Genomic DNA, 24083 nt, shown 5'->3' with positions numbered 1-24083 from the left:
CCGGTTCATGGAGCCGGGGCACAGTCCGGCACCATGGCACCCACAACCCGCATCACGGCCCTCGCCGCCGTCCCCACCATCGCCCTGCTCCTCGTCGCCTGCGGGGAGGGCGCGGACAACGGCACCGAGACGGACGCGGGCACCGGTACCGAGATCCAGGACGCGGACGCCGCCGGCACCGAGCAGGACGCCGATAACGAGGAAGCCGCGACCGAGGAAGCCGAGAGCGACGCCGACCCGGAGGCGGCAGACGGTGCCGGCCTGAGGGTCGCCGTGGCCACGAACGAACCGTGGGGCGCCTACCACGTCGAGCATGTCGCTGACGAGATCGCGGCACAGGCCGGGACGATCGAGCTGATCGTCCCCGACATGTCCGAGGTCGACGAGGAGTCCGCGGTGGCGTCCGTCCCGCTCGACGAGGCCGATCCCCTCGACTACGACCTGCTGGTGATCAACGGCGCCGAGGAATGGCCCGCCGAGGTGGTCCAGGAGTTCGATGGCCTGCCGGTGGTGGCCAGCAGCACCGCCTATCTCCAGCCCGAGGAGGCCCCGTACGCCGACGACGTCCGGCCACGGCTGACGGCGGTGACGGCCGGCTCCTACGCCGAGCAGGAGACCTTCGCGGTGTACCTCGGCATCAGCGAGGACGAGATCGAGGTCGTCGGTGTCCCGGAGCTGGACGACACCCCGGAATCGGCACCGGAGCCGGACACCGTGCTGATCCTGACCAGCGTGACGCACCCGGACGAGACCGGTGGTGCGGCACCGGGGGCCGAGCTCCTCCTGGAGACGGCGCACGCGCTCAGCGACGAGGGGTACGAGATCCTCGTCGGGCTGCACCCGCGTGAGGACGAGTCCCTCTGGGAGGAGTTCGAGATCGCCGAGGAGGGGTCCGCGGAGGCAGCGGCACGGGCCGAGGTCGCCGTGGGGATCCCCGGCAGCGTGTTCCCGAAGATCGCGGCCGTAGGTACGCCGCTGGTCGGGACGGTGGACCCGGAGCTGGAGGTCCCGGACTACCTCACCACCACCGGCGAGATGGTCGAGAGCGTGGACGAGGCCCTGGCCGCCGTGGACGACGCGGAGCCGCTGTCGACCGACGAGCTGGAGTACGTGGTCGGCCCGCTCGGTCAGGCCGGCCCGGATCTTGTCAGCGCCTGGGCAGAGGGCGCCCGGCTGAGTCCCGAGGACGCCGGACTCTGACCCGAGGTCGCTGACGACCACGCGGATCGGCCGGCGCGCCACCAGCCGCTCGCGGGGGAGCCGCGTGCCGTCAGACGCTCGCGCGGGAGCCGCGTGCCGTCAGACGCTCGCGCGGGAGCCGCGTGCCGTCAGACGGTCGCGCGGGAGCCGCGTGCCGTCAGACGGTCGCGCGGGAGCCGACGACGTCGTAGCGCAGGCGGACGGTCCCGCCCGCGAACCGTCGCTCGCTCGTCAGGCGCAGGTCGAGGCGGACGTCGTCGGGCAGGAACCGCAGGCCCCCGCCGAGGGCCACCGGCCAGAGATAGATCCCGACCTCGTCGACGAGACCCGCACGCAGCGCCTGAGCGGCGAGGGTGGGGCCGTTGACGGTGAGGTCCGCCGTCGTCGACCGCTTGAGGGTCTCCACGTCCGTGGGCCGGAACGCCCGCTCGACCCGGGTCCGCCGGGTGGGGACGACGCCGAGGGTCGCGGAGTGGACGACCTTGTCGGCGGCCTGCCACAGGCGCGCGAACTCGGCGTTGCCGGCCGACCCGGCGGCGATCGTGGGGTCGGTCTCCCACACGCTCATCAGCTCGTAGATGCGGCGGCCGTAGAGGAACGTGCCCACGTCGGCCGTGTCGGCGTTGAACGCGGCCATCACCTCGGCGCTCGGCTCGGCCCAGCCGGGGCTGCCGTCCGGGCCCGCGACGTAACCGTCGAGCGAGACGTTCATCCAGTAGATCAGGCGGCCCATCGCGTTCTCCCCCGTCCGCTCAGTCCCGGCCGTGCAGGACCTCGTACTCGAGGAAGACGATCCCGCGCCCCACCACCTGGTCGCTCCGGAGTGCGAGGTCGAGGCGGACGCCGTCGGGCAGGAACCTCAGGCCCGACCCGATCGAGACCGGGTAGACGACGGGCATGACGGCGTCGACGAGCCCGTGGCGCAACGCGTGGGCGGCGAGCGTGGGTCCGTCGATGGTGAGGTCCTCGTCCGAGGCCTCCTTGAGCGCGCGGATCTCGTCGGGGTCGAAGGTCCGCCGAAGGCCGGTGCGCGCGGTGATCGGCTCGGCGAGCGTCGTCGAGAAGACGATCTTGTCGGCGCGCTGCCAGATCTGGGCGAACTCGGCGGCCTCGGGGCCCTCCTCGGCGATCGCCGGGTCGGTCTCCCAGACGTGCATCATCTCGTACATCTTCCGGCCCATGAGATAGGTGCCGACGTCGGCCATCGCGTCGTTCATGGCCTGATGGTCGCCGGCCTCGGGGGCGGCCCAGGAGAAGTCGCCGTTCTCGTCCTGCACGTAGCCGTCCAGCGAGACCTGCATCGAGTAGATGAGCCGTCCCATGCCGCTCCCTCGCGGTCCTGTGCCGGCTCCGTCCGTCGGCCGGGTGGCCGGGCGACCCGGCGGCCGGTGCGCCAGAACATACTCCTGCGCGGGCGCGCGCGCAGGCCGGTGACGAGCGCGGGCAGGTCCCTACACGGGCCGACCACCCACCGGCACGTGACGCGCACGGGCCGCCTCGGCAAGCTTGTCGTCGAACGTGGCCAGTGCCGACCCGGAGGTCACGGCGGTGTTCAGCGCGCAGCAGTCGGGCAGCTTCAGACCGGTCTCGACCTGCAGAGTCGCGAGCCGGAGCGGCTCACCCTCGCGCGGCACGACGGCCTGGATCCCGAGAGCGTTCAGATCGGCCTGCAGCTCGTCCCCGCGGCCGACGCGCACTCCGCCGACTAGAACCTCGGCGAGGTTCAGCGGATGGATGAGCAGCTCCTCGTCGGCATGTGCGCGCAGGTAGGCGGTCGCCGCCTCGTGGTGGAGATCCTTGGGCCGCAGGTGGGCGATGACCACGCTGGCATCGAGGGTGATCACGTAGGCCAGTCGCGTCGGAGCTCATCAAGGTGGTCGTCCCCGAACGCCTCCGCGTAGCTGCCGCTGGTCGCCTCGATCGCAGCGAGTCGGCGACGAACCCTGCCGGCGCGCTCCTCCTCGAGTGCCTCGCTGCCGGTCTGGACCAGCCGCACCAGCAACCTGGAGCGTGACTCACGAGGCCAACGACGCGCCGCGACGTCGAGTGCGCGCGCCACCTCGTCGGTCTCAGTGACCTGATGGCGCGGTCGGGTGGTCGGCATCCCCCCAGTGTACCACCAGCGACCGCGGTGACCCACGGGGGCGGGACACTCACGTCGACCATGGGCCGGCGAGATCTCCCTGGTCCACGTCGGGATCCAGACCTCACTCCGGCCGGGCGGCCGATTCACCTGGTCCTCCTCCGGCGGCAGCAAGTGCGCACCGGTAGAGACGATGTGTGCTGGACGACCGACGCCGCACGGATGTCGGAGTGCCCTCGTAGCGTCATCAGCATGGGGGAACAATGAGACGCACCAGCGACAACCGCACCACCCTTGCTTGGCACGAGGCCGCGCTCGTCACGACAGGCTGCAGCATGGTCAGCCTCGCGGCGACTTTCCTGGTGGTCTGGTTCGTGGGTCAGGAGGGCGATCCGTGGACGCGGGCCGACGATGCCGCGACGCGTTGGGGCGCCCAGGTCGCTCATTCGATTGGTTGGGTATGCGCGATGCTCGTCGCCACCCTCGGCGCGATCCTCGCGACTCTCGTCGCAACTCGCCGGTCGGATGACCCAGATGCAGTGAAGCTCCGTCACCACCTCACGTGGGCCGGCCACCTGACCGTCGCGGCGTTCCTACCCGCGCTACTTCTCGTTACATGGGTCAGCGCCACGTCCGCTGCCGCTTTCGGCACCATGTTCGTCCTGGTCCCGACACTCTCGCTGATACTCGCCTCCTCGGTGGCGATCGGCACGTTTCACATCCCCGGCGCTGCGCGCACTTCGCTGACCGATCGCGATCGGTCAGTCGAGCGTGTCGATCGGCCGAAGGACAGGCCCTCATCAGGAAAAGCAGAGAGGGCGTTCCTCGTCGCCGCCTCGGTCGCGGCGGGGCTCATCGCCTCACGTTCGAGTCGCCGACCGGCTGCGCGCGTATCGGGTCACCGGCCCCTCGGCCACTGACCGTGCCGATGTCACCGCTGATCGATCAGCAATCCCGATGACCTGCGTCCACAACGCCCCCTCAGGCGGCGACGAGCGACTCGATCGCGCTGCGGAACAGCTCGAGGCCGTCGGTGCCGGCGCGCGCGCCGTCGGCGGTGTCGGGCCCGAACCCGCGCTCGACGGCGTGCTCCGGGTGCGGCATCAGCCCCACCACGCGACCGCTCGCGTCGGAGACGCCCGCGATGTCCCGGAGCGACCCGTTCGGGTTCACGCCCACGTACTCGAAGACCACACGCCCCTCGGCGGCCAGCTCGTCGAGCGTCTCGTCGGTCGCGACGTACCGGCCCTCACCGTTCTTCAGCGGCACGACGATCTCCTGGCCCGCCTCGAACCGGTTCGTCCAGGCAGTACGGTTCGACGCCACGCGCAGCCGCTGCTCCCGGCACACGAACCGCTGCCGCTCGTTGCGCACGAGCGCACCGGGCAGCAGGTGGGCCTCGCACAGGACCTGGAAGCCGTTGCAGATGCCGAGCACCGGCGTGCCCGCGCGCGCCGCGTCGACCACCGAACGGATGACGGGCGCGAGGGCAGCGATCGCACCGGCGCGCAGGTAGTCGCCGTAGGAGAACCCACCGGGCAGCACCACGGCGTCGACGCCCCTGAGGTCGGCGTCGGCGTGCCACAGGGCCACCGGCTCCGCGCCGGCGAGGCGCACCGCGCGGGCGGCGTCGACGTCGTCGAGGGTGCCGGGGAAAGTGACCACACCGATGCGTGCGGTCACCGCGCGACCTCGGCGTCGTCGTTGGCGTCGCTACCGGGACCCGCCGCGTCACCGGCAGGACCACCCAGGCCCGCGGCGACGTCGGCGGCCTGCCCCGCGGCGGCCGAGCCCGCCCCGGCTGCCCCTCCGGTGACCTCGGCGCGCACGGCGACGACGTCCTCGATGACCGGGTTGGACAGCACGTCCTCGGCGGCCCTCCGTGCGGCGTCGAGGTGGGCGTCGGTCACGTCGCCCTCGACGCTCAGCTCGAACCGCTTGCCCTGGCGCACGGCGAAGCCGGCGAGGCCCTGGTGCTCGAGCGCGCGGGCGACGGCCTTGCCCTGCGGGTCGAGGATCTCCGGCTTCGGCATGACGTCGACGACGATGCGCCCCATGTGATGTCCCTTCGTGACGGCTGGCCCCAGGGTATGCCGGGGCGCGACGTCAGACGTCCGCCGTCTGACCGGTGAGCGTCTCGTACGCGGTGACGTAGCGCTCGCGCGTGCGCTCGACGACCTCGGTGGGCAGCGGGGGCGGCGGCGCGTCGGAGGCGCGGTCCCAGCCCGAGTCGGGCGAGGTGAGCCAGTCACGCACGTACTGCTTGTCGATGCTCGGCGGGGTCGACCCCGGCACGAGGTCCTGAGCCCGCCAGAACCGGGAGGAGTCGGGGGTGAGGACCTCGTCGGCGAGGACGAGCTCGGGGTCGCCGGGGCGGTTCTCGCGGCCGAACTCGAACTTGGTGTCCGCGAGGACCAGGCCTCGCGCGGCCGCGATCTCGGCGGCCCGGTCGAAGACGGCGAGCGACCGGTCACGCAGGCGGCGCGCTGCGGTGACGCCGACCTTGTCGACGGACTGCTCGAAGGTGATGTTCTCGTCGTGCTCGCCGACGGCCGCCTTCGACGCCGGCGTGTAGATCGGCGGGTCGATGCGGTCGCCGTCGGTCATGCCCGGCTCCAGCTCGACCCCGCAGACCTCGCCGGTCGCGCGGTACTCCGCGAGCGCTGAGCCGGTGAGGTAACCACGCACCACGCACTCGACGGGGTACATCTGCAGGCGCCGGCAGATCATCGCGCGGCCCGCGACCTCGTCCGGCACGTCGAGGGAGACCACGTGGTTGGTGACGAGGTCGCCGAGCTGCTCGAACCACCACAGGGTCAGCTGCGTGAGGACGACCCCCTTGCCCGGGATCGGCGTCGGGAGCACGTGGTCGAACGCGGACAGGCGGTCGGAGGCCACCATGAGGACGACGTCGCCGCCGCGGCCGGACTCCTGGTCGGCGGGCACGTACATGTCCCGGACCTTGCCGCTGTAGACGTGGCTCCAGCCGCGTAGGTGCGGCGCCTCACCGACCCCGATGCTCATGCCGTCATCTTCTCACCGGGGCGCGTGCCGGGACAGGGACGTCCGTCCGGGGGGCCAGGTGGTGGGCGGCGACGTCAGGCCGTCTCGGGAACCCGAACGCGCCCCTCGACGGCGCGGTTCGACGCACGGGTGCGCCGCGGCGTCAGGCCGTCTCGGGAACCTGGACGCGCCCCTCGACGGCCGCGAGCGCGATGTCGGTCCGGTGCTGCGAACCTTCGAGACGCACCTCGGCCACGCCCGCGTAGGCGGCGTCTCGGGCGGCGGCCAGATCTGCGCCTTGCCCGACGACGGTGAGCACCCGCCCGCCCGCAGACACCACCGCGCCGTCCGCGGTGTTCGCACTCTCGGTGGCCCCGTCGCGGTCAGGGGTCTCGTCGTCGTCCGGTCGGTCCGCGTCGGCCGTCCCGGCGTGGACCACGTGCACGCCCTCGACGGCGTCGGCCGCGGCCAGCCCATCCACGACGTCGCCGGTGCGCACCATGCCGGGGTAGCCGGCGGACGCGACGACCACGCCGACGACGGCGCCCTCGTCCCACTCGAGCACGCCGCCCTCGGGCAGGCTCCCGGTGGCGGCCGCGTGCAGCAGCCCGGCGAGCGGCGTGCGCAGGAGCGGCAGCACGACCTGCACCTCCGGGTCGCCGAACCTCACATTGAACTCGATGACCCGCAGCCCCCGCGAGGTCAGCGCCAGCCCGCAGTACAGCAGCCCGACGAACGGCGTCCCCCGCCGCGCCAGCTCGGTGACGACCGGCCGCGCAACACGCTCGACCACCTGCTCGGTGAGGTCCTCCGGCGCCCACGGCAGCGGCGAGTACGCGCCCATGCCGCCGGTGTTGGGGCCGGTGTCGCCGTCGCCGATGCGCTTGAAGTCCTGCGCCGGCGCGAGCGGGAGGACGCGCTCGCCGTCGGACAGGCAGAACAGCGAGACCTCCGGGCCGTCGAGGAACTCCTCGACGACGACGGCGGCGCGCCCCCCCGTGGACTCGTCGCCCCCGACGGCGGGCGCCAGGCAGGCCACCGCGTGGTTGAGTGCGGCGTCGCGGTCGTCGGTGACGACCACGCCCTTGCCGGCGGCGAGACCGTCGTCCTTGACCACGAAGGGCGGGCCGAAGGCGTCGAGCGCGCTCTCGACCTCGTCGAGGGTGACGCACACGTGGGCCATCGCCGTGGGGACCTCGGCGAGCGCCATGATCTCCTTGGCGTAGGCCTTGGAGCCTTCGAGCCGGGCCGCCTCCCCGCTGGGCCCGAACACGGGGATCCCGGCCGCGCGCACCGGATCGGCCACGCCCGCCACGAGCGGGGCCTCCGGACCGACGACGACGAGGTCGACCGCCTTCTCGATCGCCAGCCGGACCACCGCGGCGCCGTCGAGGATGTCGATGTCGACCCGCTCCCCCAGGTGGGCGGACCCGGGGTTGCCGGGGGCGAGCACGAGCGACTCGGTGACGGGGTCGGCGGCGAGGGCGCGGGCGAGCGCGTGCTCACGGGCACCGGAACCAAGGAGCAGGATCTTCACCCGCGCAAGGGTACGGGTGAGTGGGCACACCCCTCATGGGCCGCCCAGGTCGGCCGGCCCGGGGCGGTGGCGCGGCGCCCCCGCGCGCGAGCAGCCAGCGCTGGACGATTCCGGCTGGCGAGTGAGCGGAGATCTGTCGGACGAGTGAGCGCGGTTCCGCCCGCCGGGACGGCGCGGAGGTGTTGCCGTCCCGAGCGAGACCTGTCAATCAAAGCGATATTGACAGCGAAGCTAACAATCACGCCGATATCGACAGCCGCGTTCAGAAACGAACAATCCGCTCCCCCGCCTGTGGTCGCCGAGGCAATGGGGTAACCACCGAGGCAGCGCCCCGGGGGCATTGACTGGGCACTTACCCGATTGCCTCGATGGGGAGAGCGGCCGCGGCGGCACCGCTGGCGAGGGCGCGGGCAGAAGTCCGCTCACTCGCCATGCGGAGCGGACAGATCCCCGCTCACTCGCCGAGCAGAATCCCGCTCACTCGCCGGATCGGCCCTGCGCAGCGGCGATGCGCTCGCGGAGCCTGGCCAGCTGGTCGCGCACCTCGGCCGGCACCTTGTCGCCGAACTGCTCGAGGTAGGCCTCGGTGGCGTCGGACTCTGCGGCCCACGCGGCCGGATCGACCCGGAAGATCTCCTCGAGCACCTCGGGCGCGAGGTCGAGCCCCGTGAGGTCGAGGTCCGCCGCGCGCGGCATCCGCCCCGTGATGCCGTCCACGGCGTCGACCTCCCCGCTCACGCGGCGGATGATCCAGTCCAGCACCCGGGAGTTGTCGCCGAACCCCGGCCACATGTACTTCCCGTCGGCGTCCTTGCGGAACCAGTTGACCTGGTAGATCCGGGGCGCGTTCTCGCCGAGCTTCTCGCCCATGCGGAGCCAGTGCCCCCAGTAGTCGGCCATGTTGTAGCCGCAGAATGGGAGCATGGCGAACGGGTCGCGCCGCAGCGCGCCCACGGTCCCCTCCGCGGCGGCGGTCTGTTCGGAGGCCACGGTCGCGCCCATGAACACGCCGTGCTCCCAGTCGTACGCCTCGGCGACGAGCGGCACGTTCGACGCGCGCCTGCCGCCGAAGAGGATGGCGTCGATCGGCACGCCGGCCGGGTCCTCCCAGTCGTCGGCGATCGTCGGGGCCTGTGCGGCGGGCGCGGTGAACCGGCTGTTGGGGTGCGAGGACGGGGCCTCGCTGTCCGGCGTCCAGCTGTTGCCCTGCCAGTCGGTGAGGTGCGCCGGCGCCTCGTCGGTCAGTCTCTCCCACCAGACGTCGCCGTCGTCGGTGAGGGCGACGTTCGTGAACAGGATGTTCTCGGTGAGGGTGTCGACCGCGACGGGGTTCGTCGACCGTCCCGTCCCGGGCGCGACGCCGAAGAAGCCGGCCTCCGGGTTGATCGCGTAGAGCCGCCCGTCCGCGCCCTGCCGCATCCAGGCGATGTCGTCCCCGACGGTCTCGACCTTCCAGCCCTCGATCGTGGGCTGCAGCATCGCGAGGTTCGTCTTGCCGGTGGCCGACGGGAACGCACCCGTGACGTGGTAGGACCGCCCGGTCCGCTCGTTCGTCAGCTTGAGGATGAGCATGTGCTCGGCCATCCAGCCTTCGTCCCGGGCGATGACCGAGGCGATGCGCAGTGCGTAGCACTTCTTGCCCAGCAGGGCGTTCCCGCCGTACCCGGACCCGTAGGACCAGATCTCGCGGGTCTCGGGGAAGTGGGTGATGTACTTGTCCTCCGAGCACGGCCAGGGGACGTCCGGCCATTCGTTGCCCTCGGCGTCGATCAGCGGGTAGCCCACCGAGTGCACGGCGGGCACCCAGAACTCACCACCCTTGATGAGGTCGAGCGCGGGGGTGCCCATGCGCGTCATGATCCGCATGTTGGCCACGACGTAGGGCGAGTCCGTGACCTCGACGCCCAGCTTGGAGATGTCCCCGCCCAGCGGACCCATCGAGAACGGGACGACGTACATCGTGCGCCCGGCCATCGCACCGGCGAACACGCCGCGCAGCGTCTCCTTCATGGCCGCCGGATCCGCCCAGTTGTTCGTCGGGCCGGCGTCCTCCTCCCGCTCCGAGCAGATGTAGGTCCGCGACTCCACGCGGGCGACGTCGGAGGGCAGGGACCGCGCGAGGAAGCTGTTGGGCCGCCGGTCCTCGTTCAGCCGGACGAGCGTGCCGGACTCAACCATCTCGGAGGTCAGCCGGTCCCACTCCTCCTGCGAGCCGTCCACCCACTCGACCTTCGCGGGCCCGGTGAGCTCCGCGATGCCGACGACCCAGGCGAGCAGGTCCTCCGGGACTCCCTCGGGCGCCGATGCTCGGGCCAGATCGACGGCCGGGCTCTGGGTGGTCATCACTGATCATCCTCCTTGATGCCGGGGGTCCGCTCCCCCGGTGCTGATCGTGCACCGAGCGCCACGAACGGCGACATCGGTGGTGATCTACCCACGTACGACCCGCCCGCGGACCGCTACCGTGACGCCATGAGACGTCATCGCCAGCCTAGCGGGCTGTACCGCCGCATCATGGCCCTTCTGTCCCTCCCCGTCCTCCTCCTCGTCCTGTCCGGCTGCTTCCGGGCGGAGACGACCTTCGAGATCGGGACGGACGGCAACACCACGATCAACGCCCAGGGCGTCGCCACCATGCCGGGCGTGACCCGTGAGCAGGTCGACTGCCAGGAGATCTCCGACAGTGGCGACGCGCCTGTCAACGGCGGCACCGTGACGGCCGAGGACTACGAGGAGAACGGCCAGCCGGGCTGCACCGTCGAGGCGACCGGCCCCACGGACCAGATGACCAACGACGACGGCAGCTACGTCGTCACGCAGGAGGGCGACGTCCTCACGTTCCAGCTCCAGGGCGACCCGACGATCAACCCCGACGAGATGGCCGCCCTGGGCGGCGCCCCCGAGCTCACCACCACCGTGGTCTTCCCCGGCGAGGTCATCGACGGCGGCGGCGGCGAGGTCGACGGCAACCGGGTGACGTTCACCGGCATCGAGCACATGCGCGACGGGATCACGGCCACCGGCTCGGCGTCCCCGGGATTCCTCGACAGCATCCCCGGCTGGGCGCTGTGGGTCGGCATCGGCGTCGTGGTGCTCATCGTCGTGCTCATCGTCGTGGGTGTGGTCCGCAGCGGCTCCAAGAAGAAGCGTGCCGCGGCCGCGCAGCAGTCCGGCGGCTACGGCGGCGGTGGCTACGGCGGTGGCGGCTACGGGGCCGGCGGCTACGGCGGCCAGCAGCAGTGGGACCAGGGCCAGCAGTGGGGCGCCGGCGGGCAGCCCGGGCAGCAGTGGGGCGCGGGTTCGCCCGGCCAGGCCGGATGGGACCAGCAGGGTCAGCAGTGGGGCGGCGGACAGCCGCCGCAGGGCTGGGGCGCGCAGAGCCCCGGTCAGGGCCAGCAGGGCTGGGGTCAGCCCGGCCAGCAGCCGCCTCCCGGCCAGCCGGGTCAGCAGCCCCCGCAGGGCCAGGGCTGGCAGTAGACCCCGCACGACGCCGGAGCGCACCTCCGGAGCAGACGTCCGGCCGGGCGGAGCCCCGGTCCCGCAGCAACGACGACGGCCGCCTCCTTCGGGAGGCGGCCGTCGTCGTCGGGCGTGGCGTGACGGGAGGAGCCGTGACAGGAGGAGCCGGGGCGAGAGGTGTCGTCGCCGTCGAGCCCGGAGGCGTCGGCGTCGGTTGTGGCCCTTCGTGCCCTTCCGGCAGCCGAACTCGGTCAGTCGATGAGGTCGTGGCGGACGATCGTCGCCTCGCGGTCCGGTCCCACCCCGATCGCCGAGATCCGCGTCCCGGACATCTCCTCGAGGGCGAGCACGTAGTCCTGGGCGGCCTGTGGCAGGTCCTCGAAGCGGCGCACGTCGCTGATGTCCTCCCACCAGCCGGGCAGCTCCTCGTAGATCGGCGTCGCGTGGTGGAACGCCGACTGGTCGGCGGGCATCTCGTCGTGGCGGACGCCGTCGACGTCGTAGGCCACGCACACCGGGACTCGCTCCAGGCCCGTGAGGACGTCGAGCTTGGTGAGCACGAGGTCGGTGAGCCCGTTGACGCGCGAGGCGAAGCGGGCGATGACGGCGTCGTACCAGCCGGTCCTGCGCGGGCGTCCGGTGGTCACGCCGAACTCGCCGCCGGTCTTGCGCAGGTGCTCGCCCATGTCGTCGTCGAGCTCGGTGGGGAACGGACCCTCGCCGACCCGGGTCGTGTACGCCTTGATGACGCCGACGACCCGGTCGATCCGCGTGGGGCCGACGCCCGAGCCGGTGCAGGCGCCGCCCGCCGTCGCGGAGGAGGAGGTGACGAACGGGTAGGTGCCGTGGTCCACGTCGAGCATGGCCGCCTGGCCGGCCTCGAACAGGACGATCTTGCCCGTGTCCAGGGCCTGGTTGAGCTCGAGGGCGACGTCACTGACCATCGGGCGTAGCCGCTCGGCGTGGGTGAGGAGCTCGTCGACGACGACGTCGACGTCCGCCGCGCGCCGGTTGTAGAGCTTGACGAGCACCTGGTTCTTGAAGTCGAGCGCGGCCTCGACCTTCTGCCGCAGGATCGACTCGTCGAACAGGTCCTGGACGCGCAGGCCCACGCGGCTCATCTTGTCCGCGTAGGTGGGGCCGATGCCGCGGCCGGTGGTGCCGATCTGGCGCTTGCCGAGGAAGCGCTCCGTCACCTTGTCGAGGGTGCGGTTGTAGCTGGGGATGAGGTGCGCGTTCGCGGAGACCCGCAGGCGCGAGACGTCGACGCCGCGGGCCGCCAGGGCGTCGAGCTCCTCGAAGAGCACGTCGACGTCGACGACGACGCCGTTGCCGATCACCGGGATCACGCCGGGGCTGAGGATGCCCGACGGAAGCAGGTGGAGGGCGTACTTCTCGTCGCCGACGACCACCGTGTGCCCCGCGTTGTTGCCGCCGTTGAACTTGACGACGTAGTCGACGCGGCTGCCGAGCTGGTCGGTCGCCTTGCCCTTGCCCTCGTCGCCCCACTGGGCCCCGACGACCACGACTGCCGGCATGTGCTGCTCCCTCTGCTCGCTGGCGCCGGGCGCCCCGACGACCGCTCGAGCGTACCCGGGCGCGCCGACGCGGGCCGGGCGCTCCGTGTCCTGCGTGCTCGGGGACGGCGGGCGCGCCGACGCGGGCCGGGCGCTCCGTGTCCACGATCCGGAACCGTGTGCGGTAGCGGGGTACGACGTCGGGTGCTGGTGCGAGGCTCACCGTCATCGATCCCCGAGGAGCTTGAGATGACCGCGATCGCCGAGAACGCCACCGACCTGGTCGGCCGGACCCCGCTGGTGCGCGTGGGCCGCCTCCTGCACGACGACGCAGGGCAGGCACCGCCGGCCACCGTGCTCGGCAAGCTCGAGGCGTACAACCCGGCCTCCAGCGTCAAGGACCGCACCGCGCTGTCGATCGTGCGGGCGGCGGAGGCGGACGGGCGGCTCGCCCCGGGCGGGACCATCCTCGAGGCGACCAGCGGCAACACCGGCATCGCGTTCGCGTGGATCGGGGCGCTCCTCGGCTACCGGGTGGTCATCGTGCTGCCCGACGACGTGTCCCACGAGCGCCGCGCCCTCATCCGTTCGTTCGGCGCCGAGCTCGTCCTCACGCCCGGCGCCGAGGGCATGGCGGGGGCGAACCAGTACGCCAACCGGCTCGTCGAGGAGGACCCGACGCTGTTCCTGTCCGGCCAGGGCGGCAACCCGGCCAACCCGGGGGTGCACGAGGCCACGACCGGACCGGAGATCTGGGCGGACACCGGCGGGCGGGTCGACGTGCTCGTCGCGACCACGGGCACCGGCGGCACCCTGAGCGGGGCCGGGCGGTTCCTGCGCACAAATAACCCGGACGTCCGGCTCGTCGGCGTAGAGCCCGCGGAGGCCCCGGTGCTCAGCGGCGGCGAGTGGCAGGCGCACAAGATCCAGGGCATCACCGGGGGCAACGGGGTGCCGCCCGTGACCGACCTGGAGCTCATCGACGAGATCGTCACCGTCCCGCAGGACGAGGCCATCGGCTGGGCGCGGCGGGCGGCGCGCACCGAGGGGCTGCTCCTCGGCGTCTCCTCCGGGGCGGCCCTGCACGCCGCGGCACGGCTCGCGCGCCGACCGGAGCACGCGGGGCGGACGATCGTGGCGATCCTGCCCGACGGCGGGGAGCGCTACGTCTCCTCCGAGCTCTTCGACCATGTCCGCCCCACCGACGAGTGAGCGGACTTCTGCCCGCCCCGCACGACGAGTGAGCGGACTTCTGCCCGCCCCATATGACCAGTCAGCGGACTCCTGCCCACCCCACATGACCAATGAGCGCGGTTCTAACGCACGTGCGTCCGGCCCACGAGTGAGCGGACCTCTGTCGCCCCGCCGTCGTGGGGATCGCGCTTCGCGCCGGGGCGGCCGGCGCTACGGGCTCGTCAGGCGATCTTCGTGCCCGCCGAGCCGAGCCACTCGCAGGACTCGACGATGCGCTGGGCCATGCCGGCCTCGGCCGCCTTGCCCCAGGCGCGCGGGTCGTACTGCTTCTTGTTGCCGACCTCGCCGTCGATCTTCAGCACGCCGTCGTAGCTGCGGAACATGTGCTCCACGACCGGGCGCGTGAACGCGTACTGGGTGTCGGTGTCGACGTTCATCTTGATGACGCCGTTGCGCACCGCGGTGGCGACCTCCTCGGAGGTCGAGCCGGAGCCGCCGTGGAACACGAGGTCGAACGGGTTCTCCTTGCCGACCTCCTTGCCGACCGCGCTCTGGATCTCGCCGAGCAGCTCGGGGCGCAGCTTGACGGCGCCCGGCTTGTACACACCGTGGACGTTGCCGAAGGTCAGGGCCGTGAGGTACCGGCCCTTCTCACCGGTGCCGAGGGCGCGGGCCGTGGCCAGGCCGTCCTCCGCGGTGGTGTACAGCTTCTCGTTGATCTCGGCCTCGTGGCCGTCCTCCTCGCCGCCGACGACGCCGATCTCGATCTCCAGCAGCGTGCGGGCCGCGACGGACTTCTCGAGGAGCTCCTCGGCGATGCGGAGGTTGGTCTCGAGGTCGACCGTCGAGCCGTCCCACATGTGCGACTGGAACGCGGGCAGACGACCGGCGTCGACCTCGGCCTTGGCGATCTCCAGGAGCGGGCGGACCCACGAGTCGAGGTTCGGCTCGGCGCAGTGGTCGGTGTGCAGCGCGACGGTCACCGGGTAGCCCTTGGCGACCTCCTTCGCATATGCGGCGAGCGCGAGGGAGCCGGCGATGCGGTCCTTGACGGTGGAGCCGGACGCGTACTCCGCGCCACCGACGGAGACCTGGATGATGCCGTCGGACTCGGCCTCGGCGAAGCCGCGCAGCGCGGCCGTCAGGGTCTGCGAGGACGTGACGTTGATGGCCGGGTAGGCGAACTTGCCCGCCTTGGCCCGGTCGATCATCTCGACGTATACGTCCGGGGTAGCGATGGGCATCGTGGACCTCCTGAACTGGGGCGTGGTGCTGTCGGCCCGATCATCCCACCGATCCGGGCGCGATGTTCGGGGCATCCGTCCCTCCGACATGTCCGGGGCATCCGTCGCTCCTGGGACGGCGGCCGACGTGCCCGCGTGCCCGAGGTCGCCGAGAGGGCGCCGGAGGGAGTCGGCATCGGTGCACCTACCCGAGCACCGCGTGCTGCGTCATCCACGCGTGCATGGCGATCGCGCCGGCGGCGGCCACGTTGAGCGACCGCGTGGAGCCGTGCTGGGTGATCTCGAGCAGGAGGTCGCAGCCGGCCAGCAGCTCGTCCGGCAGCCCCGCCGACTCCTCGCCGAGGACGAGGACCGCCTCCCGCGGCAGCGCCCGCCCCTCGAGCGGGACGGCGCCCGGCAGGTTGTCGAGCCCGAGCACGGCGAGCCCCCGGCAGCGCGCCCACGCGAGCAGGTCCGCGGCGTCCGCGCGGTGCTCGACGTTCAGGTAGCGATCCGTGACCATGGCGCCACGGCGGTTCCACCGGCGCCGGCCGACGATCTGCACCGACGCCAGGTTGAACGCGTTCGCGGTGCGCACGAGCGAGCCGATGTTGAGGTCGCGCCCGGTGTTGAGCAGTGCGAGGTGCAGCGGGTGCGCCCGGGAGGCGAGGTCGGCGCGGATCGCCTCGACGCTCCAGTACCGGTAGTGGTCCGCGACGTTGCGCCGGTCCCCCGCAGCCAGCAGCTCGGGGTCCAGCCGCGGGTCGTCCGGCACCTCTCCCTGCCACGGTCCGACGCCGACGCTGCGCTCGTCGTCGTCGGCGATGTCCGGGGTGTCGGCGGGGAAGCTCCTCGGCTCGGACTCCCTCGGTTCGCCCTCGTCCGGCACCCCGCCCCGTCGAGTCAATCGGGCAACCGCCGAGTCAGTCGACGCGGGGCGCTGACTCACCGGTTTGCCGACTGCCTCGGCGACAGGAGGGGGCCGGTCAGGGCTGGCCGCGGCAGGAGGGAGGTGGTCGGCGGCAGCAGCGGGGTGGTCAGCGGCAGGCGGGAGGTGGCCGGCCACGGCACTTTGGGGCCCGCCGGCGGCGGGAAAGCGCCGGTCGGCGGATGAGCGACTCGGCTCGTCAGGCAAGGCCGACGTCGGCGAGCTCGAGCGCGTTGAGGTAGCGGTGACCGGCCTCCTCGACGGCCTCGCGGGCACCCGTCGCGCGGTCGAGCACCACGAGGACGGCGGCGATCTCCGCCCCCGCCTCGGCCACGGCGTGCGCGGCGGTCAGGGCGGAGCCGCCGGTCGTCGACGTGTCCTCCACGACGACGACCCGCCGGCCCGCGATGTCCGGGCCCTCGATCCTCCGCTGCATGCCGTGGGCCTTGGCCTCCTTGCGCACGACGAACGCGTCCACCCCCTGACCCCGCGACGACGCGGCGTGCATGATCGCCGTCGCCACCGGGTCGGCGCCGAGGGTGAGCCCGCCGACGGCGTCGATCTCGCCGGCCCCGAGCCCCTCCTCCTCGAGCAGGTCGAGCAGGACGTGCCCGAGCAGCGGACCGGCCTCCTGGTGCAGCGTCACGCGACGCATGTCCACGTAGTAGTCGGACTCCTTGCCCGAGGAGAGCACGACCCTCCCGCGCACCACGCCGAGCTCGCCGACGAAGGCGGCGAGGCGGGCGCGCTGGGGGTCGTTCGAGGCAGGTGCGGGCGTCGAGGTCACGGAGCGAGGGTAGCCGGACCCGGCCCGACGCCGACGCTCACCCCGCGCGGGTCCGACGCCCGGCGCGGCCGGTCACCCCGGCCCGACGCCGACGCTCACCCCGCGCCGGCCGCCGCGCCCACGCCCACGCGCTCGGCGTCGTCGTCGCCCAGCTCTGCCGCCTCGGCGTCCGTGAACAGGCGCGAGCGGATGAGGAACCGCACGCCGTCGGGCGCCTCGAGGGAGAAGCCGGCGCCGCGGCCCGCCACCACGTCGATCGTCAGGTGCGTGTGGCGCCAGACCTCGAACTGGTTCCGGCTCATCCACACGGGCACGGTGAACGCGTCGTCGGACGAGGGATCTCCTCCGGCCTCCCCCGGGACCGTGAGGTCGCCGAGGTGGACGTCGGCGTCGCCGGTGAGGAAGTCGCCCTGCGCGAAGCACATGGGGGACGACCCGTCGCAGCAGCCGCCGGACTGGTGGAACATCAGCTCGCCGTGCGTGGCGCGCAGCCGCCGCAGCAGCGCCGCCGCGTCGTCGGTGAGCGCGACCCGCTCCGTCGTCGTCATGTCAGATCCTTCCCGGGGTGCCCGGCCCACCCGGGCCGGGCACCCGCCGTCGGGACGGCTCAGAAGAAGCCGAGCCGCTTCGGTGCGTAGCTGACCAGGAGGTTCTTGGTCTGCTGGTAGTGGCTGAGCATCATCTGGTGGTTCTCCCGCCCGATGCCCGAGCCCTTGTAGCCGCCGAACGCCGCGCCCGCCGGGTACTGGTGGTAGGTGTTCGTCCACACGCGCCCGGCCTGGATCGCGCGGCCGGCCCGGTAGCAGGTCGTGGCCTCGCGGGACCAGACGCCGGCGCCGAGCCCGTAGAGGGTGTCGTTGGCGATGGAGATCGCGTCGTCGAAGCCGTCGAACCTGGCCACGGACACGACCGGGCCGAAGATCTCCTCCTGGAAGATCCGCATCGAGTTCTGACCCTCGAAGATCGTCGGCGCGATGTAGTAGCCGTCCGCGAGATCGCCGTCGTGCTCGAGCCGCTCGCCGCCGAGGAGGACCTTGGCGCCCTCCTGCTTGCCGATGTCGATGTAGGAGAGGATCTTCTCAAGCTGGTCGTTGCTGGCCTGCGCGCCGACCATCGTCTCGGTGTCGAGGGGGTTGCCGGCCTTGACGGCGCGGGTGCGCTCGATGGCGTCGGCCATGAAGGAGTCGTAGATGTCGCCCGAGACGAGCGCGCGCGACGGGCACGTGCAGACCTCGCCCTGGTTGAGCGCGAACATCGTGAAGCCCTCGAGGGCCTTGTCGTAGAAGTCGTCCTTGGCCTGGGCGACGTCGGAGAAGAAGATGTTCGGGCTCTTGCCGCCGAGCTCGAGGGTGACCGGGATGATGTTCTGGCTGGCGTACTGCATGATCAGCCGGCCGGTCGTGGTCTCGCCCGTGAAGGCGATCTTGCGGATGCGCGGGTTGGAGGCCAGCGGCTTGCCGGCCTCGGCGCCGAACCCGTTGACCACATTGAGGACGCCCGGGGGCAGCAGGTCGGCGATCTTCTCCACCAGGTAGAGGATCGACGCCGGGGTCTGCTCGGCCGGCTTGAGCACGATCGCGTTGCCGGCCGCGAGCGCCGGGGCCAGCTTCCACACCGCCATGAGGATGGGGAAGTTCCAGGGGATGATCTGCCCGACGACGCCGAGCGGCTCGTTGAAGTGGTACGCGATCGTGTCGCCGTCGATCTCGGTGAGGCTGCCCTCCTGGGCGCGGATCGCCCCGGCGAAGTAGCGGAAGTGGTCGATCGCGAGCGGGATGTCGGCGGCCAGCGTCTCGCGGACGGGCTTGCCGTTCTCCCACGTCTCCGCGACGGCGATCTCCTCGAGGTTCTCCTCGATCCGGTCGGCAATCTTGTTGAGGATGATCGCGCGCTCCGTGGCCGAGGTCTTCCCCCAGGCGGGCGCGGCGGCGTGGGCGGCGTCGAGGGCGGCCTCGATGTCGTCGGCGTCGCCCCGCGCGACCTCGCAGAAGGTCTTGCCCGTCAGGGGGCTCGGGTTCTCGAAGTACCGGCCGTTGACGGGGGCGCGGTACTCCCCGTTGATCCAGTGGTCGTAGCGGGAGCGGTAGCTGACGATGCTCGACTCGGTTCCCGGGTTGGCGTAGACGGTCATTCGGGTCACGACTCCTTCGGCCTCGGTGCCACGTCCTCGTGGCGGGTCCCTCGAGCATAGGTTCGCGAGGCGCTCGGCGGCAGGGTGGGTCGGCAGGTCGCGCAGATGTGCGGAGGTCGAGGGCCGCGTGTCGGACGGCGGCGCTACCGTGGGCGCATGCGGATCGCCACCTGGAACGTCAACTCCGTGCGCACGCGGGTCGACCGCGTCGTCGCCTTCCTCGAGCGGTGGGACGTCGACGTCCTGGCCATGCAGGAGCTCAAGTGCAAGCCCGAGCAGTTCCCGATGGCGGCGTTCGAGGAGGCCGGCTACGAGGTGGCGCTGCACGGCCTCAACCAGTGGAACGGCGTGGGCATCGCCTCGCGGGTGGGACTGAGCGACGTCGCCGTCGGCTTCCCCGGCATGCCCGAGTTCGGTGACCCGCCGGTGGCCGAGGCGCGCGCGATCGGCGCGCTGTGCGGCGACGTGAAGCTGTGGAGCCTGTACGTGCCCAACGGCCGGGAGATCGACCACCCGCACTACGCCTACAAGCTCGAGTGGCTCGCGACCCTCAAGGACGTGGCGCGCGGCTGGCTCGAGGACGACGCCGACCGACGCATCGCGCTCATGGGCGACTGGAACGTCGCGCCCCAGGACGAGGACGTCTGGAGCATGGAGTTCTTCGAGGGCAGGACCCACGTGACCGCCCCGGAGCGGGCCGCGTTCGCCGCGTTCGAGGACGCCGGGTACGCCGAGGTCACGCGCCCGCACACGCCGGGCGTCTACACCTACTGGGACTACCAGCAGCTGCGCTTCCCCAAGGGCGAGGGCATGCGCATCGACTTCGTGTACGCCTCCCCCGAGCTGTCGACGAAGGTGACCGACGCCTACGTCGACCGCGAGGAGCGCAAGGGCAAGGGCGCCTCGGACCACGTGCCGGTGATCGTGGATCTCGACCTGGTCAACTAGCGCGCGTCGAGCGCCGCCACGACCTGCTCGTTGAGCTCGGGCCAGATCACGCCGTGGACCTCGGTGTCGAACCGCTTCGCGCCGAGGAACGCCGCCGCCGCGCCGCGGGTCGGGTCCGCCCACAGGAACGAGCCGGACTGGCCGAAGTGGCCGAACGTCGTCGGGGCCACGCCCGGCCCCGTCCAGTGGGGGTCCTTGTCGGAGCGGACCTCGAACCCGAGCCCCCAGTCGTTGTGCGCCTGCCGCCCGAAGCCGGGCAGCACCCCGGACAGCCCGGGGAAGACGGTCGCGGTGGCCTCGGCATGAAGCTCGGCCGAGATCAGCGCCGGGTCCAGCAGCTCGAACCCGTAGGTGAGGAGGTCGGCGGTCGAGCCTGAGTAGCCGTGCGCGCAGCTGCCCTCGGTCACCACGGACGTCAGACCGAGCGGCTCGACCACCTGCGCGCGGACCCACTCGTTGATCGGTGCGCCCACGCGGCTCCCGACGAGCTCGCCGAGCGTCTCGAACCCGAGGTTGGAGTACACGCGGCGCTTCCCGGGCGCCTGGCTCGGGCCCCCGGCGTCCATCGGGAGGCCCGAGGCGTGCGCGAGCAGGTGACGGACCGTCGAGCCCTCGGGGCCGGCGGACTCGTCGAGGGTGAGGTGCCCGGCCTCGACGGCCACGAGGGTGGCCGTGGCCGTCAGCAGCTTGGTCGTCGACTTCCACGGCAGGACCCGCTCGACGTCGCCGTCGGACGAGACCACGCCGTCCTCGTGCGTGGCGACGAGCAGCGCCACGTCGAAGTCGAACCGGTCGAGTGCGGGGTAGGTGGCCACGCCTCCAGGGTGTCACGGACCGCCCGACGCCGGAGCGGCACCCTCGCGCCGGGAGGTCACCTTCGGGACGGGAGGTCACCGTCGGGACGGGCGGCACGGGCGGCGCGGTTCGGACCGGTCGGCGCGGTTCGAACCCGTTGGCGCGGTTCGGACCGGGCGGCCGACCGCTACACGAGCGGCCAGGGGAAGGCCATCCCGGTGAGGTCCACCGGCAGCCGGCCCTCGGTGACCAGCCGTAGCGCCCGACGACGAAGAGCGTCCACCTCGTCGTCGTCGAGGAGCGCGGCGATCTCGTCGTCGACCTCGGTGACGACGGGGGCGACGGCGGCGAGCAGGTCGGCGTCGATGCGCTCGTCGGCGAAGTCCCAGATGACGGTGCGCAGCTTCGGCCGGGCCGAGAAGCAGAGCCCGTGGTCGATGCCCCAGACGCGGCCGTCCTCGCCGCGCAGGACGTGGCCCGACTTCCGGTCGGTGTTGTTGGTCAGCACGTCGAACACGGCGATCCGCCGCAGGTCGTCGTGGGTCTCGGGCGCGTCATCGACGAGGGTGAAGTAGTGGGCGGACCGGTCGTGCTCGACGAACCTCTGGAGCGAGCCGACGCCGAACGGCACCTCCTCACGGAGCACGGTGGTCGGGACCAGGTGCCAGCCGAGCGACTCGCTGAGCAGGTACGCGGCGCGCTCGCGGCGGTAGAGACCGGGCGGGAAGTCGCGCAGCGGCGCCTCGCCGAGCTCGGGCTTGTAGATCGCCCACGTCAGGTCGCCCTCCCCGGAGACCTCGACGAGAAAGGTCTCGTTGCTGGAGTCCGCGAGCCGCCCGATCACCGTGATGTCGCCGTGCAGGAGCAGGTCGGTGGTACCGGACGGGTCGGTGGCACCGCACGGGTCGGTCGCGGCGGCCGCTCCGGGTGATCCGGTCAGGTCCGCGGTTCGCGGCGCGCCACCCTGCGCCTCCTCGCCGGCCCTCGCGTGCTCCCCCGCCGGGCCGCCCACCGCACGCTCCGCGTCCACCGGGACGCCCTCAGGAGATCCGCAGGTCGCCGAGCGACTCGAGCGTGGAGTTGACGGTGAGGACCACCGGGTCGCCCGCCTGCGGGTACGCGATCGCGGAGACGGAGCACGGGGCGACGGTGAGGCGCTGGAACCGGTCGAGGGACAGGTCGAACGCGTAGGACAGCGCCGCCTTGATCGGGTCGGCGTGCGAGAAGCACACGACCGTCGACCCCCGGTGCTCCGCCCGGATCCGGTCGAGCGTGGCCGCCATCCGCTCCTGCATCTCGACCAGGCTCTCCCCGCCGGGGAAGCGGAACTCGGCGGGACGCTCCTGCACCGTGCGCCACTCGGGCAACCGCGCGAGGTCGGCGAGCGGCTCTCCGGTCCAGTCGCCGACGTCGGACTCGAGCAGCCCCGGCTCCTCCACGACCGACAGACCCGTGCGGCGGGCCAGGGGCTCCGCGGTCTCCCGCGCGCGCTCGAGCGGGGAGGAGAGGATCGTCGACGGCGACGCCGCTGCGAGCCGTTCCGCGACATGTTCCGCCTGGTCGCGGCCCCGCTCGGACAGATTCAGACCGGGTGCACGTCCGGGCATGACACGTCCGGTGGTCGGCGTCGTGCCGTGCCGCACCAGCAGGACCAGCGTGGGCGGGGCTGCCTTCTCCTCGGTCATCGCCTCCAGCCTAGGCACGTCCTTGCCACCGGGCCGTCCGGCACCGGGGCGGGGAACGGCCGGGACGACAAGCCGTTCGCCGTCGGGCATCTCGGAGGAGAGGAGACGGAACGACGCACTGTCCGCCGACGCCGGGCACGACGTACGTTGGAGGCGTGAGCGATCGCCCGGACATCAGCACCGTGGGGGAGCTCCGCTCCTCCGACCACACCTTCCGCACGCTGCGCACGGAGATCCGCGAGAACCTCGTCGCCGCGCTCGCCGCCGGCGAGAACCCCTGGCCCGGCCTGCACGGGTTCTCCCGGACCGTGCTCCCGCAGGTCGAGCGCGCCCTGCTCGCGGGGCACGACATCGCGCTGCTCGGCGAGCGCGGCCAGGGCAAGACCCGGCTGCTACGCACGCTCGCCGGGCTCCTCGACGAGTGGACCCCGGTCATCGAGGGCTCCGAGCTCGGCGAGCACCCGTTCGCCCCGATCACCGACGCCTCGCGCGCCCGGGCAGCGGAGCTCGGCGACGACCTGCCGGTGCTCTGGCGGCACCGCGACGAGCGGTACGTCGAGAAGCTCGCGACACCTGACACCTCGGTCGCGGACCTCATCGGCGACGTCGACCCGATGCGCGTGGCCGAGGGCCGGCGGCTCGGCGACCCGGAGACCATCCACTACGGGCTGGTCCCGCGCTCGCACCGCGGCATCGTCGCCATCAACGAGCTCCCCGACCTGGCTGAACGCATCCAGGTGTCGCTGCTCAACGTGATGGAGGAACGAGACGTCCAGATCCGTGGCTACGTGCTCCGGCTCCCGCTGGACGTCCTCGTCGTCGCCACGGCGAACCCCGAGGACTACACGAACCGCGGCCGGATCATCACCCCGCTCAAGGACCGTTTCGGCGCCGAGATCCGCACGCACTACCCGATCGAGCTCGACGACGAGATCGCCATCATCACCCAGGAGGCGCACCTCGGAGCCGACGTGCCGCCGGCCGTCCTCGAGATCCTCGCCCGGTTCGCGCGGAACCTGCGCGACTCCGCCGCCGTCGACCAGTCCTCCGGCGTCTCGGCGCGGTTCGCGATCGCCGGCGCCGAGACGGTGGCGGCCGCCGCCCTGCACCGCGCCACCGTGCGCGGGGAGGAGCGGGCGGTCGCGCGCGTCGTCGACGTCCGCACCGCCGTCGACGTCCTCGGCGGCAAGGTCGAGTTCGAGGTCGGCGAGGAGGGCCGCGAGGCCGAGCTCCTCGAGCACGTCCTGCGCACCGCCACGGCGGAGACGGTGCGCGCCCACCTCGCGGGCATCGACCTGGGACCGTTGGTCGCGGCGATCGAGGCCGCCGACGAGGTCGTCACCACGGGCGAGCAGGTGACCGCCGCCGACTTCCTCGCCTCGCTGCCGGGGTACACGGGCGGGTCGGTGGCGGCCTCGAGTGCCGGCGAGGACGGGGCGGACCCGTCCGTGTACGACCTGATCGCCCAGCGGCTCGACGCCCACGACGACGGCTCGCGCGCCTCCGCGATCGAGCTCGCGCTCGAGGGCCTCTTCCTCGCCCGCCGGATCTCGAAGGAGACCGGCGACGGCGAGACCGTCTACGGATGACCGG

23 protein-coding genes and 1 pseudogene are annotated in these 24083 nt (G+C 72.3%); 6 read left to right on the top strand and 18 right to left on the bottom strand.

The annotated features are described in order from the left end of the window. The first annotated feature begins 33 nt into the window (after positions 1–33). The gene (locus tag ACPYO4_RS02385; RefSeq protein WP_425707602.1) at positions 34–1200 is read left to right on the top strand and encodes a hypothetical protein; all 1167 of its coding nucleotides are present in this window, start codon (positions 34–36) and stop codon (positions 1198–1200) included. 157 nt (positions 1201–1357) lie between these two features. Here the strand turns inward: ACPYO4_RS02385 and ACPYO4_RS02380 are convergent, their stop codons facing one another. From ACPYO4_RS02380 to ACPYO4_RS02365, 4 genes are all read right to left on the bottom strand, one after another. After that, positions 1358–1933 carry a dihydrofolate reductase family protein gene (locus ACPYO4_RS02380; RefSeq protein WP_425707601.1) on the bottom strand — a complete coding sequence of 192 codons (576 nt, stop codon included), beginning with the start codon at positions 1931–1933 and terminating at the stop codon, positions 1358–1360. A gap of 19 nt (positions 1934–1952) precedes the next feature. Next, positions 1953–2522 carry a dihydrofolate reductase family protein gene (locus ACPYO4_RS02375; protein WP_425707600.1) on the bottom strand — a complete coding sequence of 190 codons (570 nt, stop codon included), beginning with the start codon at positions 2520–2522 and terminating at the stop codon, positions 1953–1955. A gap of 129 nt (positions 2523–2651) precedes the next feature. Beyond that, positions 2652–3044 carry a type II toxin-antitoxin system VapC family toxin gene (locus tag ACPYO4_RS02370; protein ID WP_425707599.1) on the bottom strand — a complete coding sequence of 131 codons (393 nt, stop codon included), beginning with the start codon at positions 3042–3044 and terminating at the stop codon, positions 2652–2654. Continuing rightward, complete coding sequence (locus tag ACPYO4_RS02365) at positions 3041–3304, bottom strand: hypothetical protein (RefSeq protein WP_425707598.1); 264 nt, start codon at positions 3302–3304, stop codon at positions 3041–3043. Before ACPYO4_RS02365 ends, ACPYO4_RS02370 begins: the two co-directional genes overlap by 4 nt. A 242-nt stretch (positions 3305–3546) precedes the next feature. Here ACPYO4_RS02365 and ACPYO4_RS02360 point away from each other — a divergent pair, with 242 nt between their 5' ends. After that, on the top strand, positions 3547–4203 hold the full coding sequence (locus tag ACPYO4_RS02360; protein ID WP_425707597.1) for a hypothetical protein: 657 nt from the start codon (positions 3547–3549) through the stop codon (positions 4201–4203). Positions 4204–4264: 61 nt separating this feature from the next. Here the strand turns inward: ACPYO4_RS02360 and purQ are convergent, their stop codons facing one another. The 5 genes and pseudogenes from purQ to ACPYO4_RS02335 form a co-directional block, all read right to left on the bottom strand. Further along, entirely contained in the window at positions 4265–4966 is a 702-nt protein-coding gene (gene purQ, locus ACPYO4_RS02355) for a phosphoribosylformylglycinamidine synthase subunit PurQ (RefSeq protein ID WP_425707596.1), read from the bottom strand. Positions 4967–5103: 137 nt separating this feature from the next. Then, positions 5104–5340: pseudogene (locus ACPYO4_RS02350) on the bottom strand (phosphoribosylformylglycinamidine synthase subunit PurS); the annotation flags it as partial. Positions 5341–5389: 49 nt separating this feature from the next. Continuing rightward, positions 5390–6307 (bottom strand): phosphoribosylaminoimidazolesuccinocarboxamide synthase, encoded by a 918-nt coding sequence (locus ACPYO4_RS02345; protein WP_425707595.1) that lies wholly within the window; start codon positions 6305–6307, stop codon positions 5390–5392. Between the two features lie 142 nt (positions 6308–6449). Continuing rightward, positions 6450–7823 (bottom strand): phosphoribosylamine--glycine ligase, encoded by a 1374-nt coding sequence (purD, locus tag ACPYO4_RS02340; protein WP_425707594.1) that lies wholly within the window; start codon positions 7821–7823, stop codon positions 6450–6452. 477 nt (positions 7824–8300) lie between these two features. Continuing rightward, positions 8301–10166, bottom strand: coding sequence for a phosphoenolpyruvate carboxykinase (GTP) (locus ACPYO4_RS02335; protein ID WP_425707593.1), 1866 nt, complete (start codon positions 10164–10166; stop codon positions 8301–8303). A 171-nt stretch (positions 10167–10337) separates the two neighbouring features. Here ACPYO4_RS02335 and ACPYO4_RS02330 point away from each other — a divergent pair, with 171 nt between their 5' ends. Then, positions 10338–11300 (top strand): LppM family (lipo)protein, encoded by a 963-nt coding sequence (locus ACPYO4_RS02330; RefSeq protein WP_425707592.1) that lies wholly within the window; start codon positions 10338–10340, stop codon positions 11298–11300. 233 nt (positions 11301–11533) lie between these two features. Here the strand turns inward: ACPYO4_RS02330 and ACPYO4_RS02325 are convergent, their stop codons facing one another. Further along, the gene (locus tag ACPYO4_RS02325) at positions 11534–12820 is read right to left on the bottom strand and encodes an adenylosuccinate synthase (RefSeq protein ID WP_425707591.1); all 1287 of its coding nucleotides are present in this window, start codon (positions 12818–12820) and stop codon (positions 11534–11536) included. A 228-nt stretch (positions 12821–13048) separates the two neighbouring features. Here ACPYO4_RS02325 and cysK point away from each other — a divergent pair, with 228 nt between their 5' ends. Further along, positions 13049–14011, top strand: coding sequence for a cysteine synthase A (cysK, locus tag ACPYO4_RS02320; protein ID WP_425707590.1), 963 nt, complete (start codon positions 13049–13051; stop codon positions 14009–14011). 203 nt (positions 14012–14214) lie between these two features. On the opposite strand, the gene fbaA is transcribed toward cysK, so the two are convergent. The 5 genes from fbaA to exaC form a co-directional block, all read right to left on the bottom strand. After that, a complete protein-coding gene (gene fbaA / locus ACPYO4_RS02315) occupies positions 14215–15237 on the bottom strand; it encodes a class II fructose-bisphosphate aldolase (protein WP_425707589.1) in 1023 nt (340 codons plus the stop codon). A gap of 184 nt (positions 15238–15421) precedes the next feature. Next, the gene (locus tag ACPYO4_RS02310; protein WP_425707588.1) at positions 15422–16123 is read right to left on the bottom strand and encodes a TrmH family RNA methyltransferase; all 702 of its coding nucleotides are present in this window, start codon (positions 16121–16123) and stop codon (positions 15422–15424) included. Positions 16124–16343: 220 nt separating this feature from the next. Beyond that, positions 16344–16931 (bottom strand): orotate phosphoribosyltransferase, encoded by a 588-nt coding sequence (pyrE, locus tag ACPYO4_RS02305; RefSeq protein WP_425707587.1) that lies wholly within the window; start codon positions 16929–16931, stop codon positions 16344–16346. Between the two features lie 95 nt (positions 16932–17026). Then, a complete protein-coding gene (locus ACPYO4_RS02300; RefSeq protein WP_425707586.1) occupies positions 17027–17479 on the bottom strand; it encodes a DUF779 domain-containing protein in 453 nt (150 codons plus the stop codon). A gap of 59 nt (positions 17480–17538) precedes the next feature. Further along, positions 17539–19062: an acetaldehyde dehydrogenase ExaC gene (exaC, locus tag ACPYO4_RS02295; RefSeq protein WP_425707629.1), complete on the bottom strand. Its 1524-nt coding sequence runs from the start codon at positions 19060–19062 to the stop codon at positions 17539–17541. A 156-nt stretch (positions 19063–19218) separates the two neighbouring features. Here exaC and ACPYO4_RS02290 point away from each other — a divergent pair, with 156 nt between their 5' ends. Further along, positions 19219–20010: an exodeoxyribonuclease III gene (locus tag ACPYO4_RS02290; RefSeq protein ID WP_425707585.1), complete on the top strand. Its 792-nt coding sequence runs from the start codon at positions 19219–19221 to the stop codon at positions 20008–20010. On the opposite strand, the gene ACPYO4_RS02285 is transcribed toward ACPYO4_RS02290, so the two are convergent. From ACPYO4_RS02285 to ACPYO4_RS02275, 3 genes are all read right to left on the bottom strand, one after another. Further along, positions 20007–20825: a serine hydrolase domain-containing protein gene (locus ACPYO4_RS02285; RefSeq protein WP_425707584.1), complete on the bottom strand. Its 819-nt coding sequence runs from the start codon at positions 20823–20825 to the stop codon at positions 20007–20009. The genes ACPYO4_RS02290 and ACPYO4_RS02285 overlap by 4 nt on opposite strands. A gap of 167 nt (positions 20826–20992) precedes the next feature. Next, entirely contained in the window at positions 20993–21835 is an 843-nt protein-coding gene (locus ACPYO4_RS02280; RefSeq protein ID WP_425707583.1) for an SCO1664 family protein, read from the bottom strand. Between the two features lie 10 nt (positions 21836–21845). After that, complete coding sequence (locus tag ACPYO4_RS02275; protein ID WP_425707582.1) at positions 21846–22490, bottom strand: histidine phosphatase family protein; 645 nt, start codon at positions 22488–22490, stop codon at positions 21846–21848. A 155-nt stretch (positions 22491–22645) separates the two neighbouring features. Here ACPYO4_RS02275 and ACPYO4_RS02270 point away from each other — a divergent pair, with 155 nt between their 5' ends. Continuing rightward, positions 22646–24079, top strand: coding sequence for a sigma 54-interacting transcriptional regulator (locus tag ACPYO4_RS02270; RefSeq protein WP_425707581.1), 1434 nt, complete (start codon positions 22646–22648; stop codon positions 24077–24079). Positions 24080–24083: the final 4 nt, after the last annotated feature.

The organism is Georgenia sp. Z1491 (assembly GCF_049856175.1).
Lineage (GTDB): Bacteria > Actinomycetota > Actinomycetes > Actinomycetales > Actinomycetaceae > JB111.
This window is presented reverse-complemented; position numbering and strand designations above follow the sequence as displayed.